We start from the raw sequence: 15367 nt of genomic DNA, 5'->3' as shown, positions 1-15367 counted from the left end.
GGGCGCGTGCGATGCCGGGCAAGCCTGGCGAAACGGACGCGCTCGGCGACAGGATCGCCGCGCTCGGACCCTGGTTCCAGAACATCCGGATCGGCGGCCGGCAGACGGCGCCGGAGCATTTCCTCGGCGACTACCCGAGCTTCAAGTGGGACGGGTTCAAGCACGTGCTGCCGGCCGATCTTGCCGGCGCCAGCGTGCTCGACATCGGCTGCAACGCAGGCTTCTATGCGCTCGAGATGAAGCGACGCGGCGCCGGCCGCGTCCTCGGGCTGGAGCCGGATCCGCACTACCTGCGACAGGCCGAGTTCGTCGCCGCCGAAGCCGGGCTCGACATCGAGTTCCGGCAGCTTTCGGTCTACGATGTCGGCCAGCTCGGCGAGCGCTTCGATCTCGTGATCTTCATGGGCGTCCTCTACCATCTGCGCCACCCGCTGCTGGCGCTCGACCTCATCCACGAGCACGTCGCCAAGGACCGGATGCTGTTCCAGTGCATGCAGCGGGGCGACGAACGCACGCGCCGGCAGGAGGAGAACCCGGGCTTCGAGGAATGGTCCGCCTTCGACGCGCCGGACTATCCGAAGCTGTTTTTCGTCGAGGAGCGCTACGCCGACGATCCGACGAACTGGTTCATCCCGAACACGGCGGCGGCCGAAGCGATGCTGCGCAGCGCCGGCTTCACGATCGAGGCGCATCCGGAACGCGAGGTCTACCTCGTGCGGCGGGGCGAACGGCACTATGCCGTCGAGCCACCCCCGGCAATCGGGCGCTGATGCACCGCCTCATGGCCAGGAACCCGGCGGCATGGCCGGCATGACGAGACGTTGGAGCAGGTGATGGGCGAAGCCGTTCAGGCAGGCAGGATGCAGGCGGTGGTGGTGACGGGTCCCGGCCGGATCGCGGTCGAGGCGGTGCCCGTGCCTCGGCCCCGCCCAGGCCAGGTGCTCGTCCGGCTGGAGGGCTGCGGGGTCTGCGCCTCGAACCTGGTGCCCTGGAGCGGCCCGGACTGGATGCAGTTCCCGACTGAGCCCGGGGGCCTCGGCCACGAGGGCTGGGGCACGATCGAGGCGGTCGGCGAAGGCGTGAGCGGGCTGTCGGCCGGCGATCGCGTCGCCGCGCTCTCCTATCACGCCTATGCGGCCTACGACGTCGCGGACGCCGAAGCAGTGGTGCGCCTGCCGGCGACGCTCGATGGCGTGCCTTTCCCCGGCGAGCCGCTCGGCTGCGCGGTGAACGCCTTCAAGCGCTGCGCCATCGAAGCGGGGCAGACGGTCGCCATCATCGGCATCGGCTTCATGGGCGCGCTGATGACCCAGCTCGCCGCGTCGGCGGGCGCGCGCGTGATCGCCATTTCCCGCCGGCCGCTGTCGCTCGAGATGGCCCGGCGCATGGGTGCGGCCGAAACCATCGTGATGGACGACCACTGGCGGATCATCGAGGCGGTGAAGGAGCTGACCGGCGGCGTGTTCTGCGACTGCGTCGTCGAGGCGGTCGGCTCGCAGTGGCCGCTCGACCTCGCGGCCGAACTGACCCGCGAACGCGGCCGGCTGGTGATCGCGGGCTATCACCAGGATGGGCCGCGGCAGGTCAACATGCAGCTCTGGAACTGGCGCGGCCTCGACGTGGTCAACGCGCACGAGCGCGATCCGGCGGTCTATCGCGAGGGGATGCGCGAGGCGGTGGAGGCGGTCGCCAGCGGCAAGCTGGATCCAAGTCCGCTCTACACCCACCGCTTTCCGCTGTCGCAACTCGATCGGGCGCTCGACATGGCGCGGGACCGGCCGGACGACTTCATGAAGGCGCTGGTCTTCCCGGACTGACACCACGGGTCGCATTCGAGCCGAGCTGTGACGCAAAGGCCGATGACAGGGCCGGTGCGATCTGCTTAAGCGGAGGACATGCGTGTCATTCGGGCTCTGCTTCGGGATCGGTCGGCGTCGTTCGCGGCGCTGGTGCTGGCCGTGCAGATCCTGCTGCTCCAGGGATTGATCGGCGGCATGGCCTGTTCGCTCGGAGCGGCGAGCGCAGGCGAGGCGGTGCAGGCGATCTGCCATGGCGCCGACACCACGGCCGGAACGCGTGCACCCGCAGGGCCGGCACGCGACGGCTGCTGCCAGGACTGCGTCTGCGGAGTCACCTGCTCCACCACGGCCGCCGCGCTGGCGACGCTTCCTCCCGTCAACGATCTCGGTGCGGCCTACACGCTGCGCAGCGTCGCGCCGCCGCTCGCGGCCCTCGCGCTGCTCGACCTCCCGCGCCCGCCCGAGGTCGGCCTCAAGCCGGACCCGACCGGACCGCCTGCCTTCTCCGCCTGACGCCAGACCCCCTGCCGCACGATCCAGCGCGGCCGGTCCCACGTTCAGTCTCGGAGAAACGATGATGTCCTTCCGCAAGTCCGTTGCGGCCGCCCTCGGCGCCGCCGCCCTTCTCGCATCCGCCGCCCTTGCCCACGAATACGACGTCGGCAAGATCCATATCGACCATCCCTGGACGCGGGCGACGCCGGCGAGCGCCCCGGTCGCCGGCGCCTACATGGTCCTCGAGAACAATAGCGACGCGCCGGACCGCCTGATCGGCGGCTCCACGCCCATTGCCAAGGACGTCCAGGTCCACTCGATGTCGATGGAGAACGGCGTGATGAAGATGCGCCAGCTCACCGACGGCCTCGAGATCCCGGCGCATGGGAAGGTCGAGCTGTCTCCGGCCGGCTTCCACCTGATGCTGGTTGGGCTGAAGCATCCCGTCGAGGCGGGCGGCAAGCGCATCCCGGTGACGCTGACCTTCGAGCAGGCCGGCACGGTGGAGGTCGAGCTCGCGATCGAGAAGATGGGCACCACCGCGCCCACGGCCGGTCATGGCGACCACGCCGGCCACGATATGTCGGGATCGGGCATGTCGGGGATGGCCGGGCACGACATGTCCAGCCATTCCGGCGCGAGCGGCATGTAACGCCGAAGCGGGCGGCGCGGCCGAACCGACGACCGTCCGGCTACGCGCCGCCGCAACCGCGTCCGCCGGCCGACGCCGGGCCCACTCGCCAGCATTCTTCGAACCCCGCCGCCACTTGTGGCGGCGCTCTCCAGCCGTGCCGCCAGGGCGGCCGCGTGAGGCCGCCGCCGCGGCCGCTCTTCGACAAGGTTGAAGCCCACGATGTCCGACACCACCCTCGATGGCGGCCTCGCGCCCGCCCGCTCTCCCTCCGCCGCCCAGCTCTACCGCGCCGTCTGGCGCTGGCATTTCTATGCCGGCCTCTACGTGGTGCCCTTCCTCCTGATCCTCGCGACCACCGGCCTGATCATGCTCTGGGTCTCGGTGCTCGACGGGCGGGACGGGGAGAAGAGCCTGCGCGTCGAGCCGTCCGCAACGACGATTGCGGTGTCGCAGCAGGCCGAGGCGGCGCTGGCGGCGGTACCCGGCAGTTCGCTGAAGCAGTACATGGCGCCCCTCGATCCGACCCGCGCCGCGCTGTTCCGCGTCGACACCGACGGACTGGCGCGCATGGTCGCGATCGATCCCGCCACAGGCCGCGTGCTCGACGACTGGTCGCGCCGCGCGGGCTGGTACGATCTTGCCGACACGATCCACGGCACGCTGCTCATCGGCTGGGTCGGCGACCGGATGGTGGAGATCGCCGCCGGCTTCGGCATCGTGCTGATCCTCTCCGGCCTCTATCTCTGGTGGCCGCGCAGCACCGGCGGGCTGCGGCGAATGCTGGTGCCGGACCTCGCCCTGCGCGGTCGCGGCCTGTTCCGCACCCTGCACGGCGCGCTCGGCTTCTACGTCTCGATCGTCCTCTTCGCCTTCCTGCTCTCGGGCATGGCCTGGACGGGGATCTGGGGCGAAACGATCGTGCAGGCCTGGAGCACCTTCCCGGCCGCCAAGTGGGACAACGTCCCGCTCTCCGATGTCACGCACGCCGCGATGAACGACGGCGGCCTGAAGGAGGTGCCGTGGGCCCTCGAACAGACGCCTATGCCGGCCTCGGGCTCGGCGGCGGGCCTCGACGGGGTACCCGAGGGCACGCCGGTGACGATCGACAGCGTCGCCGCTCTCGCCCGGCGCCTCGGCTTCGGCGCGGACGGCCGCTTCGAGCTCAACCCGCCCATGGGCGAGACCGGGGTCTGGACGATCTCGCAGGACTCGATGAGCAACGATTCGCACCATCCGACGAGCGACCGGACGGTCCATGTCGACCGGTACAGCGGCCGCATCCTCGCCGATGTCGGCTATGCCGACTACTCCCCCGCCGGCAAGGCGATGGCGGTCGGCATCGCCCTGCACGAGGGCGACATGGGCCTCTGGAACGTCGCGCTCAACACGCTGTTCTGCCTGTCGGTGATCGCGCTGTGCGTCAGCGGCATCGCCCTGTGGTGGCTGCGCCGCCCGAAGGGCGCCTGGCGCCTCGCGGCGCCGCCGGTGCCGGCGAACCTGCCGGTGGCGCGCGGCGCGGCGCTGACGGCGCTGGTCGTCTCGCTGCTGTTCCCGCTGGTCGGGCTGACGCTGATCGCGGTGCTCGCCCTCGACCTTCTCGTGCTGCCGCGTGTTCCCGGCCTGCGGCGGGCGCTCGGCTGACCGGGATGGCGGCAAGCGGCGAAGCTGAGCCTGCCTCGCGCACGATCGGGACGGGCGGCGGCGACGGTGCGGTCACCCATCGGCCGTACCGGCTGCGTTGATCGCGACGCGGGCCCGGCTTACATGTGCGCAACTGCTTGCTGCCGGACCCTTTGCGCATGACATTCGAAGAAGAGCTCGTCCTCGACACGATCGAGGAGGCCGTCGCTGCGATCGCCGAGGGAGAGCTCGTCGTCGTCGTCGACGACACCGACCGGGAGAACGAGGGCGACCTGATCATGGCCGCGTCGAAGGCGACGCCGGAGAAGATGGCCTTCATGATCCGCCACACCAGCGGCATCATCTGCGTGCCGATGACGGCGGCGCGGGCCGATGCGCTGAACCTGCCGCCGATGGTGGCGAACAATCTCGACCCGATGCGCACCGCCTTCACCGTCTCGGTCGACTACAAGATCGGCATGACCACCGGCATCTCGGCCGAGGAGCGGGCCAACACCGCCCGGGCGCTCGCCAACGACAACTGCTCGGGCACCGACTTCCTGCGGCCCGGCCACATCTTCCCCTTGATCGCGCGCGAGGGCGGCGTCCTCACCCGCTCCGGCCACACCGAGGCCGGCACCGACCTCGCCCGGCTTGCCGGCCTCGAGCCGGCCGGCGTTCTCGCCGAGATCGTCAACGACGACGGCACGGTGAAGCGCCTGCCCGAACTCGTGCGCTTCGCCCGCGAGCACGGCTTGAAGATCGTCTCGATCGAGGACCTCATTTCGTACCGCATCCGGCGCGAGTCCTTCGTGCGCAGCGTGCGCGAGGAGCCGATCACCATCAGCGGCCTCGCCGGCACCATCCGCATCTACGAGACGCCTTTCGACCAGATGCAGCACGTGGTCGCCGTGTTCGGCGACGTGCGCGGCCGCGCCGGCGTGCCGGTGCGGATCCACCGGGAGCAGCCGGTGGTCGATCTCTTCGGCCACGCCGCGGACCGCCGCAGCTGGGTGGAGATCGCCGTCGAGGAGCTGAAGAAGCAGGGCGAAGGGGTCCTGATGCTCCTGCGCACGCCGCAGGTCGACGATCTTCTGCCGGACGCGGCCGATCATCGCGACGGCGAGCGGCATCAGAGTGCGCTCGCCCGCCAGCAGCGCTGGCGCGAGATCGGGGTCGGCGCGCAGATCCTGCGCGATCTCGACATCTGCTCGATCCGGGTGATCGCCACGCACGAGCGCGCCTATGTCGGGCTGACCGGGTTCGGGATCGAGGTGGACGGCACGATCCTCGTGGCGGACTGAGCGCTTCTTCGCCCTGCCCGACTGCGGATCGCCGGTCCCATGCGGATGCGAAGGCACCGCTGCGCAGCCTGCAGGTTCGGCTCGACGGCCGGAGGTGGCACGCAGCCTTAGGGTTCAGCCTCGCGAACGTTTCGCCGCGCGATTGCATTGTGTCGCGGCTCCACTGAGCTAGTATCGTCCGCAGTGCCGGACGGGAGACCAGGCGGTCGGCTCGATCGGCGGCGAGGAGATGTCGTTCGCGTGCGGATCATCCAGACGGACTGCGAGGGCTCCAGGCAGCCTGGGCGCGCCGCGGGCACCGGCCATCGGGCGGAACCGGCCGGCGGGCCGACGGCCGCCCGCCGATGAGCCTGTTCGCACGGATCGCGCTCGCGATGGCGGCTCTGGTGCTGGTGATGGCGACGGCCATCGGCGCCATCGGCGTCAGCAGCTTGAAGAACTTCGCCGTTCCGCGCGTCCTGCAACGGCTGGCGCTGCAGGCGAGCATCAGCGGGATCAGCATCACCTCGGCGGTGGACGAGGCGCGGGCCGACGTCCTCGTCGGGACCGAGCTCAGCGCCGTCGGGGGCATCATGCGTGCGTCCGCAGCCGGCGGCGTCGATCCGTCGGACGGGGTGTCGCTGCAGACCTGGCGCCGGCGCCTCGAGGGGATCTTCGAGGCGCGCGTCGCGGCCCATCCCGCCTACCGGCAGTTCCGCCTGATCGGCGTCGCCGACGGGGGCCGCGAGATCGTGCGGGTCGACCGGACGGGCGCGGGTCGTGACGACGTGCGGATCGTTCCGCCGGACGAGCTGCAGCGCAAGGGCGACCGCGACTATGTCGGCCTGACGCTGAAGCAGTCCGAGGGCGAGGTCTACGTCTCGCCGGTGGAGCTCAACCAGGAGCGCGGCGTGATAGAGGTGCCGCATCTGCCGGTCCTGCGGATCGGCACGCCCGTCTTTGCGGCGGACGGCACCGCCTTCGGCATCCTGATCATCAACATCGACATGGGCGTCTTCTTCCACGCTTTGCACGACAAGGGCGACCGGAACCGCCGGATCTACGTCGTCAACGACCGCGGCGATCTCCTGCTCGCGCCGGACCCGGCACGCGCCTTCGCCTTTCAGCTCGGCGGCTCGGCGCGGTTGCAGGACGACTTGCCGGTCTTCCAGGACGCGGCAGCCCGTGAGCAGGACTGGACCGGCCTCGTGGAGGACGCGGCAGGCCAGGAGTACGGGCTGGCCTTCACCTCGATCCTGCTCGGCGGCGTGACCCGGCTCGGCATCGTCGAGGCGCTGCCGGCCGCGGAGCTTTATGCCGTTCTCGCCCCGGCCGAGCGCTCGCTGCTGATCGGTGCGATCCTCGCCGCGCTCGGGGCGCTGCTCATCGCCGTCGTCCTCGCCCGCACGCTGACCCAGCCCCTCGACCAGCTGACCGCTGCGGTCGAAGCCACGCGCCGCGGCGAAAAGCCGAAGGCGCCGCCGAAGACCGGGCCGGGCGAGATCGTGGCGCTGGCACGCAGCTTCGATGCGATGGCGCGCGAAGTCCAGGAGAAGGCCGCTTCGCTCGCGCAGGCGCTGGCCGTCCAGAGCGAGACCATCGCCGCGCTGAGAGAGACGTCCCGCCGCGAGAAGCTCCTCAGCGCCGCCGTCGAGAGCTCCGACGACGCCATCGTGATCCACGACCTCGAGGCGACGATCACCGCCTGGAACCAGGGCGCGCAACGCCTCTACGGCTACAGCGCCGAAGAAGCGATCGGCCGGAAGACCGACATCATCGTTCCGCCCGAGCGGCGCGAAGAGATCGCGTCCCTGCTGCACCGGGTGAAGGCCGGCGAGCGTATCGATCATTTCGAGACCGTGCGGATGGCAATGAGCGGCCGGCACATCACGGTCTCGATCAGCGTCGCCCCCGTCTGGGACGACGGCGGGACCCTGATCGGCGCTTCGAAGATCGCCCGCGACATCACCGCCCAGAAGGAGCAGGAAGCGGCGATCGCCCGCTATACGGAAGAGCTGAAGCGCTCGAACGCCGAACTGGAGCAGTTCGCCTACATCGCCGCGCACGACCTGCAGGAGCCGCTGCGCATGGTGGCGAGCTACACCGAACTTCTCGCCCAGCGCTATGGCGGCCAGCTCGACGAGCGCGCCGACAAATACATCCACTATGCGGTGGACGGCGCCGCACGGATGAAGCGCCTGATCGCCGACCTCCTCCTCTATTCCCGCATCGGAACGCAGGGAAAGGACTTCGCGCGGGTCAATACCGAGGCCGTCGCCCGCGGCGTGGTCGAACAGATGAGCTCTTTGATCCGCGAGTCGGACGCGCAGGTCGACGTGCTGCACCTGCCCGAGGTGATGGGCGACGACGTGCAGCTGGCGCAACTGTTCCAGAACCTCATCGGCAACGCCATCAAGTTCCGTGGCGAAGCGACGCCGCGGATCACGATTCGGGCCGACCGGGAGAAGGACCTCTGGGTCTTTTCGGTGGCCGACAACGGAATCGGCATTGATTCAGGCTATGCCGAGCGCATCTTCCAGATGTTTCAGCGGTTGCACGAGCGCGGCCGCTACGAGGGCAGCGGCATCGGCCTGACGATCGCCAAGCGCATCGTCGAGCGTCACGGCGGGCGGATCTGGTTCGAATCCGAACCCGGACGTGGCACGACCTTCTTCTTTACCTTGCCGGAGAGCCAAGAGCCCTAGCGAATGAGCATCGATGTCCGCCTTCTCCTGATCGAAGACAATCACGCCGATGCGGATCTGACGCAGGAGGCGTTGGACGGCGGCCGCATCGCGATCCAGCTGCGGCACGCGCTCGACGGCGTCGAGGCGCTGGATCTGCTGCGTCGCTCGGGAGAGGACGCGTACCGGCCGGATCTCATCCTGCTCGATCTCAACCTGCCGCGGATGGATGGCCACCAGTTTCTGACGCAGTTGCGCCTGGACCCGCAGCTGAAGCCGATCCCTGTGGTAGTGCTCACCTCTTCGGAAGCGCCGAAGGACGTGGCGCGGAGCTACCAGCTCGGCGCGAACTGCTACGTCGCCAAGCCGATGGACCTGTCGGCGTTCCAGTCGATCGTGAAGGCGGTGGAGAGCTTCTGGTTCGGCATCGTCCGCCTGCCGCCGAGCCAGCACGCCTGAGGAGGACGGGGTCGCCCCCTCAGGCGCAGTTGACGTCCGCCAGGGCGAGGCTGCCGTTGGATGCCGCTGCCGGCCGGGTGGGACCGCCGATCAGAACCCCGTCGAGCGCCCGTTCGAGCGTCACGAGAAGCTGCGACGGCAGGAAGGGCTTACGCAGCGCGGCGGCGGCGCCGAGCTTGACGGCGAGTTCCAGGAAGTTCGGCTTTCCGACGCCGGGCTCGGTGACCGGGTGACCCGAAATGGCGATGATGCGCAGGTTCGGATGGCTCGCACGGATCGCCCGTATGGTCGCGAGGCCATCGAGATCCGGCATGAAGATGTCGACGATCACCGCGTCGAACTGCGCCTTGGAGAGCAGCGCCAGCCCCTTGCGACCGCCGTCTGCCGTCTGCGCGTCGAAGCCGCTGGCCCGCAGCATCGCTTCCAGCGCGCGCAGGATGTCGTGTCGGTCGTCAATGACAAGAATGTTCGGCATGCGTCGTGTCCCCTCGCTGCCTCTGTCGTGTCGTCCTTCGTCCTCTCGGCAAATTCCTCGAACATGCTGGCAGGTCTGCCTCATCCAGCGCCGGCAACTATTGGTATGCACAGTGACCACGTCGACAGTCAATAGATGTAAATTAAATGTTAATCCTAAGACGGACTGAAAATATATACTTGGGAAATGTTTTTCATTGTCGAAAGGGCATGCGTGCATGTCTCCGGATGCGGGTGTGACGCCGCACCGCCGGATCGCGAATTCACAACCCTGGCTTATCATCCCATCAGACGGATCGCGGCAGGCTTGTGCTCAGAAAACACGTGTTTATAATACCGCAAAGTAGATGCTCAAAGGCTTAGCGGCGCCTTTCATCTGGGACACACCGTTGTCGGACACCGCAGCGATCCACGATCTACAGACCCGCGTCCTGCTGCTCGTCGAGGACAACCCCGCCGATTCCGACATCGTGCGGGAGATGCTGGAGTCGGTCGACCAGGACGTGCGCTACGAGTTTCACCATGTCGTCCGGATCGAGGAGGCCAAGGCCCTTCTGGAGGAACGTCGGGTCGACGTCGTGCTCCTCGACCTGCGCCTGCCCGACGCATCGGGGACCGAGGGCGTAAAGGCGATCCTGGAAGTCTCGCAGGACATTCCGATCGTCGTCCTGACGGGTCTGGACGACGAGCGGGCGGGCATCCGCTGCATCGACGCTGGCGCGCAGGACTTTCTCGCCAAGGACGAGCTGCGCCCGGCGCTGCTTCGCCGCACCATCGGCTATGCCATCGCCCGCCTGCGCGAGACCCAACTGCGCGAGACGCAGGCCCTCCTGGAGGAGTATCGCAGCCTCTCCTCCGCCGGCACGCGGACGGGGATCACGGCCTCTCTCGCCGGGGTCGGCTCGCTGCGCGACCGCGATCCGACGTCGTATCAGGAGCTGCACAGGCATTACTTCGACCTCCTGCGCCGCTATGTCGATCAGTTGTCCTACAAGAAAGAGAAGCCGAAGGACTTGATGGACTTCATCGCCACGCGCATCGGCGACGTGGGCGGCGGCGCGCGCGACCTTCTGGACATTCACGTCTCCTCTCTCGAGGAGGCGGTTCAGGGTGCTCCGCTCGAGCACGGGCGGGCGCTGGTCATCGAGGGCCGCCTGCTGGCGGTGGAGATGATGGGTCTCCTCGTCGAGTATTACCGTATCGGGGTTCGTCGCCGGTTCATGCCGGGAGACGCCCGATGATCTACCGGCTGCGGCTGTTCATCACCGGGCGCACCTCGCATTCGCTGCGGGCGCTCGAGAACCTGCGCCAGATCTGCGAGAGCGAGTTGAAGGGGCGCTACGAGGTCGAAGTCATCGACGTCCTCGAAAATCCGGACCTGGCCGACGAGGAGAAGATCCTGGCGACGCCGACGCTCGTGCGCAAGCTGCCCGAGCCGGTGCGCAAGATCGTCGGCGACCTCAGCGATCGTGAGAAGGTTCTGATGGGCCTCGACATCTACAAGTCCGAGCCGGCGCCGTCGGAAGAATAGGAACAATCGAATGTCGGAAAGTCTCGCCTGGGAGATCGAACGCCTGCCGACCGGGATCCCGGGTTTCGACCAGGTGTGCAGCGGCGGTCTCCCCAAGAACAGAAGCGCCATCGTCGCCGGCACCGCCGGCAGCGGGAAAACGCTGATGGCGATGCAGTTCCTCCATGCCGGCGTGAAATACTTCGACGAAGGCGGCGTCTTCGTCACCTTCGAAGAGAGCCCAGCCGACCTGATCCTCAACGTGAAGTCCTTCGGCTGGGACATCGACGAGCTGATCCGCAAGAAGAAGATCGCCGTCGTCGATGCGACGCCCGATCCCGGCGAGAACAACATTCAGGCCGGCGCCTTCGATCTCGCCGGCCTGATGGCTCGCATCGAGAACGCGGCGCGCTCGGTCAAGGCCAAGCGCGTGATCCTCGACGCCGTCGGCGCCCTGTTCCCGCAGTTCTCCGACTCCAATCTCGTGCGCCGCGAGCTGCACCGCATCGCCGCGGGCCTGCGCCGGCTCAACCTCACCATCGTGATGACGATGGAGCGCCTCGACGAAGAGGGCGGCATCGGCCGCTTCGGCGTCGAGGAGTACGTGGCCGACAACGTCATCATCCTGCGCAACCGGCTGGAGCAGGAGCGCCGCCGGCGCACCATCGAGATCCTGAAGTTCCGGGGTGTCGTGCACCAGAAGGGCGAATACACCTTCACCATCGACCGGCTCGACGGCATCACCATCCTGCCGCTGTCGGCGATCGAGCTGAAGCAGGGCTCTACCAACAAGCGCGTCTCGTCCGGCATCCCGGAGCTCGACGGCATGTGCGGCGGCGGCATGTACCGCGACTCGATCATCCTGATCAGCGGCGCCACCGGCACCGGCAAGACGCTGACGGTCACCCACTACATCAAGGCCGCGATCGAGGCCGGCGAGCGGGCGATCCTGTTCGGCTCGGAGGAGAGCCGCGAGCAGCTGACGCGCAACGCCCGCTCCTGGGGGATCGACTTCGAGGGCGCCGAGAAGACCGGCCTCCTGCGCATCATCTGCCGCTACCCGGACGTCATGGGTCTGGAAGACCATCTCCTGCAGATGCGCCGCGACATCGACGACTTCAAGCCGGCGCGCGTCGCGGTCGACAGCCTGTCGGCCTTCGAGCTGGCCGGCTCGCGGCGCTCGTTCCGCGAGTTCGTGATCACGCTCACCAGCCACCTGAAGCACAAGGAGATCACCGGGCTCATCACCAACACCACGCCGATGCTGATCGGCGGCGAGTCGGTGACCGAATCGCACATCTCGACCATCACCGACACGATCATTCTCCTGCGCTACGTCGAACTGCACGGCGAGATGCGCCGCGGCCTGGCGATCCTCAAGATGCGCGGCACCCAGCATCAGAAGGACATCCGCGAGTACCTGATCGACGGCGAGGGCATGCACATCCGCGATGCCTTCCGCGGCGTGCACGGCATCATGACGGGCACACCGACCTACATGTTCACGCGCGAGCGCGAGCAGCTGAGCGACATGTTCACTGCCAAGCCGCTTTCGCTCGACGAGTGACCCTGCGCCGCTCGCGATGACCCCCTATCGCCTGCTCCTCGTCGAAGACAACGCCGCCGACGCCGACCTCGCGATCGAGTGGATCACCGGCATTCTCGACCTCGAGGTGGAGGTCGAGACGGCGGTCAACCTGTCGGGGGCGACCGAAAAGCTGGCCTCGCGGACGTTCGATGGCGTCGTGCTCGACCTCAACCTGCCGGACTCGACGGGCGTGGAGACTCTCGACCGCCTGCACGACGTCGCGCCGGAGCTGCCGATCATCGTCTGCTCCGGCCTCAACGGCAGCGTCGACATGAGCGAAGTGCGCACCTTCTCGGGCGTCGTCGACATCATCTTCAAGGACGACGATCCGGCGCGGCTGATGGCGCACAGCATCCGCTCCATGCTGCGGCGGGCCGCCGTCGCCTGGAAGCACGACCAGTTCCTGAGCCTCGTCACCGCCATGCCGGACGCGGTCGTCGTCTGGGACCGCGAGGGCGTGGTGCAGTTCGTCAATCCGGCGGCGCAGGCGCTGTTCGGCCGCAAGGCCGAGGAGTTCGAGGGCGAGCTGATGAGCTTCGCCGTCGAGGAGGGCAGCTCCTCCGACGTCGAGATCCTGCGGCGCGGCGAGCGGCGCACGGCCGAGTTGCGCGTCACCGACTGCATCTGGAACCGCCGGCCGGCCTTCCTCGCGATGATGCACGACACCACGGAGGAAAAGCGGCTGGCCGAGCAGCTTCGCCAGACCCAGAAGATGGAGGCGCTGGGCCTCCTCGCCGGGGGCGTAGCGCACGACATCAACAACCTGCTTCTGGTGATGCTCCTCTACGCCGACATCATCCGCAAGGCGAACCGCCCGGACGTGTTCCAGACGGAGGCCGCCGAGATCGTGCAGGCGGTCGAGCGCGCCCAGGCGCTGACGCGCCAGCTCCTCACCTTCTCCCGGCGCCAGCCGGTGCAGATGGCGGTGATCAGCATCGCCGACGTCGTCACGGGCATGCACTCGATGTTGCGGCGCGTGCTGCCGGCCAACATCGAGATCGCCACGCTGGTCGACGAGAACTGCTGGCCGGTCGTCGGCGACAGCGGGCAGATCGAGCAGGTGCTGATGAACCTCGCGCTCAATGCCCGCGATGCGATGGGCGACGGCGGCAGCTTCACGATCGCCATCCGGAACCAGCGCCTCAGCCGCGCCTTCGGCACCCTCGAACCGGGCGAATATCTCTCGCTGAAGGTGACGGACACCGGTGCCGGGATACCGGAGGACATTCAGGCGCGCATCTTCGAGCCGTTCTTCACGACCAAGGCCCGCGGCCAGGGCACCGGCCTCGGCCTCGCCACGTCCTACGCCATCATCAACCAGATCGGCGGCGAGATCACGGTGCAGAGCGCGATCGGCGCCGGCACGACCTTCACCATCCTGGTGCCGCGGGCCAGCGGCGAGGTGGCCCGGGCGGCCGCACCGCCCGGCGAGCGGGCCGACTTCGCCGGCAGCGAGACCGTGCTCGTCGTGGACGACGACCAGGCCGTCGCGCGCGCCGCCTCTCGGATCCTGTCCGGCAGCGGCTATCGCGTCGTCCTGGCGACCAACGGCATGGAGGCGCAGAAGCGGCTGGAGAAGCGCGGCGAGGCGATCCAGCTGGTGCTGAGCGACGTCGTCATGCCGCTGATGGGCGGCCTCGAGCTTGCCGAATACGTCGAACGCGAGCTGCCGGACCTCCCGATGATCCTGATGACGGGCTACAGCGACCACCCGATCACCCGGCAGGACGGCGAGAGCACCATCAAGGGCGTGCCGGTCCTCCTGAAGCCCTTCCGGCCGCAGGAGCTCCTCAAGATGGTGCGCGAGGTGCTGAACGAGCGCGGCAGCGCGCATCCCGGCGCCGTGGCCGCCGCCGGAGGGCCGTGAACCGCGCGGGGGGTGCCGCTTCGCCGAAGGCGGAGGCCGACCATTCCAGCCTCAGGCCGCCGCCTGGGACATCCCTGCCTCCGGGAGGGCCTGCTGGCGGTATGGCGTTTCGATCGCAGGACGAATGACATCCGTGGCATCGCCGGCGCTGCAATGGGAGAGTATGAGTACCGCCAGCGGCTCGCCGTGCGAGCGCTGTCGGCAGAGGTCGGCGAGCGCCTGCTGCCGGGTCGGCGAGAGCGCCCGGACCACCTCGGCGATGCGGTCCTCATAGGACCGCTGCAGAAAGGCCAGGATCGTCAGCAATTCGAGTTTCGCGCAGGCCGCCGCAGCGTCCGCGCGCTCCGGCCCGGCATGCACGGAGCGCTCGCGCGTCGGCTTCGTTGTCATCACGATCTTCCCCACCCGTCGTCGAGATCATTTGGTCGCCGGCATGCCCACCCCTGCGCACGCCGGCGACCAGGCACCTCTGCCCTAGAAGAACCCTCGCCGGATCAGGCTCGGCTCAGGTTCTGCCGCATCCGCTTCAGCGCCCCCTCAAGCGCCTCACGGGCAGAGGAATCGATTCCCTCCATCGCGCGTTCGTAGGCCGACGCGATCATCGGGCCGACAGCGTCGAACACCTGCGCGACCCCCTCGGTCAGCGTCACCACCTTGGCGCGGCGGTCGACCGGATCGGTGCTGCGCTCGACCAGCCCGAGCGCCTCCAGCCGGTCGATGTAGCTCGACACCGTCATCGGCTCGACGCCCATCTTCTCGGCCAGGACGTTCTGGCGGACACCTTCGTGACGCTCGATCATCGTCAGCGTGTTGATCGCGCCCGGCGTCAGCGGCAGGCCGCTGCGCAGCACGCAGCGGTCGATTTCGCCGCGCAGGAGACGTGCGGCGTCGGTGAGAACGAAGGCCGCGCTGTTGTCTGTCTGGTGTTGAAGCATTGTCACCCCGGCGCGGTCG

At 68.4% G+C, this 15367-nt stretch carries 15 protein-coding genes; 12 read left to right on the top strand and 3 right to left on the bottom strand.

The annotated features are described in order from the left end of the window. The first annotated feature begins 11 nt into the window (after window positions 1-11). The 8 genes from NPA30_RS12355 (at window position 12) to NPA30_RS12320 (ending at window position 8974) form a co-directional block, all read left to right on the top strand. Complete coding sequence (locus NPA30_RS12355) at window positions 12-770, top strand: TIGR04290 family methyltransferase (RefSeq protein ID WP_256803004.1); 759 nt, start codon at window positions 12-14, stop codon at window positions 768-770. A 63-nt stretch (window positions 771-833) separates the two neighbouring features. Continuing rightward, window positions 834-1817 (top strand): MDR/zinc-dependent alcohol dehydrogenase-like family protein, encoded by a 984-nt coding sequence (locus NPA30_RS12350; RefSeq protein ID WP_256803003.1) that lies wholly within the window; start codon window positions 834-836, stop codon window positions 1815-1817. A 78-nt stretch (window positions 1818-1895) separates the two neighbouring features. After that, window positions 1896-2312, top strand: coding sequence for a hypothetical protein (locus NPA30_RS12345; RefSeq protein WP_256803002.1), 417 nt, complete (start codon window positions 1896-1898; stop codon window positions 2310-2312). Window positions 2313-2373: 61 nt separating this feature from the next. Further along, complete coding sequence (locus NPA30_RS12340; protein ID WP_256803001.1) at window positions 2374-2946, top strand: copper chaperone PCu(A)C; 573 nt, start codon at window positions 2374-2376, stop codon at window positions 2944-2946. Window positions 2947-3147: 201 nt separating this feature from the next. Next, a complete protein-coding gene (locus tag NPA30_RS12335) occupies window positions 3148-4569 on the top strand; it encodes a PepSY-associated TM helix domain-containing protein (RefSeq protein ID WP_256803000.1) in 1422 nt (473 codons plus the stop codon). Between the two features lie 158 nt (window positions 4570-4727). Continuing rightward, window positions 4728-5852, top strand: coding sequence for a 3,4-dihydroxy-2-butanone-4-phosphate synthase (ribB, locus tag NPA30_RS12330; RefSeq protein ID WP_256802999.1), 1125 nt, complete (start codon window positions 4728-4730; stop codon window positions 5850-5852). A gap of 344 nt (window positions 5853-6196) precedes the next feature. Next, on the top strand, window positions 6197-8536 hold the full coding sequence (locus NPA30_RS12325; RefSeq protein ID WP_256802998.1) for a sensor histidine kinase: 2340 nt from the start codon (window positions 6197-6199) through the stop codon (window positions 8534-8536). A gap of 3 nt (window positions 8537-8539) precedes the next feature. Next, window positions 8540-8974: a response regulator gene (locus NPA30_RS12320; RefSeq protein WP_256802997.1), complete on the top strand. Its 435-nt coding sequence runs from the start codon at window positions 8540-8542 to the stop codon at window positions 8972-8974. 19 nt (window positions 8975-8993) lie between these two features. On the opposite strand, the gene NPA30_RS12315 is transcribed toward NPA30_RS12320, so the two are convergent. Then, window positions 8994-9449, bottom strand: a complete 456-nt coding sequence (locus NPA30_RS12315; RefSeq protein WP_256802996.1) for a response regulator — start codon at window positions 9447-9449, stop codon at window positions 8994-8996. Window positions 9450-9837: 388 nt separating this feature from the next. On the opposite strand from NPA30_RS12315, the gene NPA30_RS12310 reads away from it, so the two are divergent. The 4 genes from NPA30_RS12310 to NPA30_RS12295 are packed head-to-tail and all read left to right on the top strand — an operon-like array spanning window position 9838 to window position 14413. Continuing rightward, window positions 9838-10689 (top strand): response regulator, encoded by an 852-nt coding sequence (locus tag NPA30_RS12310; protein WP_256802995.1) that lies wholly within the window; start codon window positions 9838-9840, stop codon window positions 10687-10689. Then, window positions 10686-10979: a circadian clock protein KaiB gene (kaiB, locus tag NPA30_RS12305; protein WP_256802994.1), complete on the top strand. Its 294-nt coding sequence runs from the start codon at window positions 10686-10688 to the stop codon at window positions 10977-10979. Before NPA30_RS12310 ends, kaiB begins: the two co-directional genes overlap by 4 nt. 10 nt (window positions 10980-10989) lie before the next feature. Continuing rightward, the gene (gene kaiC / locus NPA30_RS12300) at window positions 10990-12525 is read left to right on the top strand and encodes a circadian clock protein KaiC (protein ID WP_256802993.1); all 1536 of its coding nucleotides are present in this window, start codon (window positions 10990-10992) and stop codon (window positions 12523-12525) included. Window positions 12526-12541: 16 nt separating this feature from the next. Next, a complete protein-coding gene (locus NPA30_RS12295; RefSeq protein ID WP_256802991.1) occupies window positions 12542-14413 on the top strand; it encodes a response regulator in 1872 nt (623 codons plus the stop codon). A 51-nt stretch (window positions 14414-14464) separates the two neighbouring features. Here NPA30_RS12295 and NPA30_RS12290 read toward each other — a convergent pair whose 3' ends face one another. Together NPA30_RS12290 and NPA30_RS12285 are read right to left on the bottom strand one after the other, a co-directional pair. Beyond that, window positions 14465-14803 (bottom strand): hypothetical protein, encoded by a 339-nt coding sequence (locus NPA30_RS12290; protein WP_256802990.1) that lies wholly within the window; start codon window positions 14801-14803, stop codon window positions 14465-14467. A gap of 104 nt (window positions 14804-14907) precedes the next feature. Then, complete coding sequence (locus NPA30_RS12285) at window positions 14908-15348, bottom strand: MarR family winged helix-turn-helix transcriptional regulator (protein ID WP_256802989.1); 441 nt, start codon at window positions 15346-15348, stop codon at window positions 14908-14910. Window positions 15349-15367 lie beyond the last annotated feature (19 nt).

Source organism: Mangrovibrevibacter kandeliae (genome assembly GCF_024519155.1).
Classification (GTDB): Bacteria; Pseudomonadota; Alphaproteobacteria; order Rhizobiales; family Rhizobiaceae; genus Mangrovibrevibacter; species Mangrovibrevibacter kandeliae.
The sequence above is the reverse complement of the archived record's forward strand: the minus strand, read 5'-3'. Positions and strand labels throughout refer to the sequence as shown.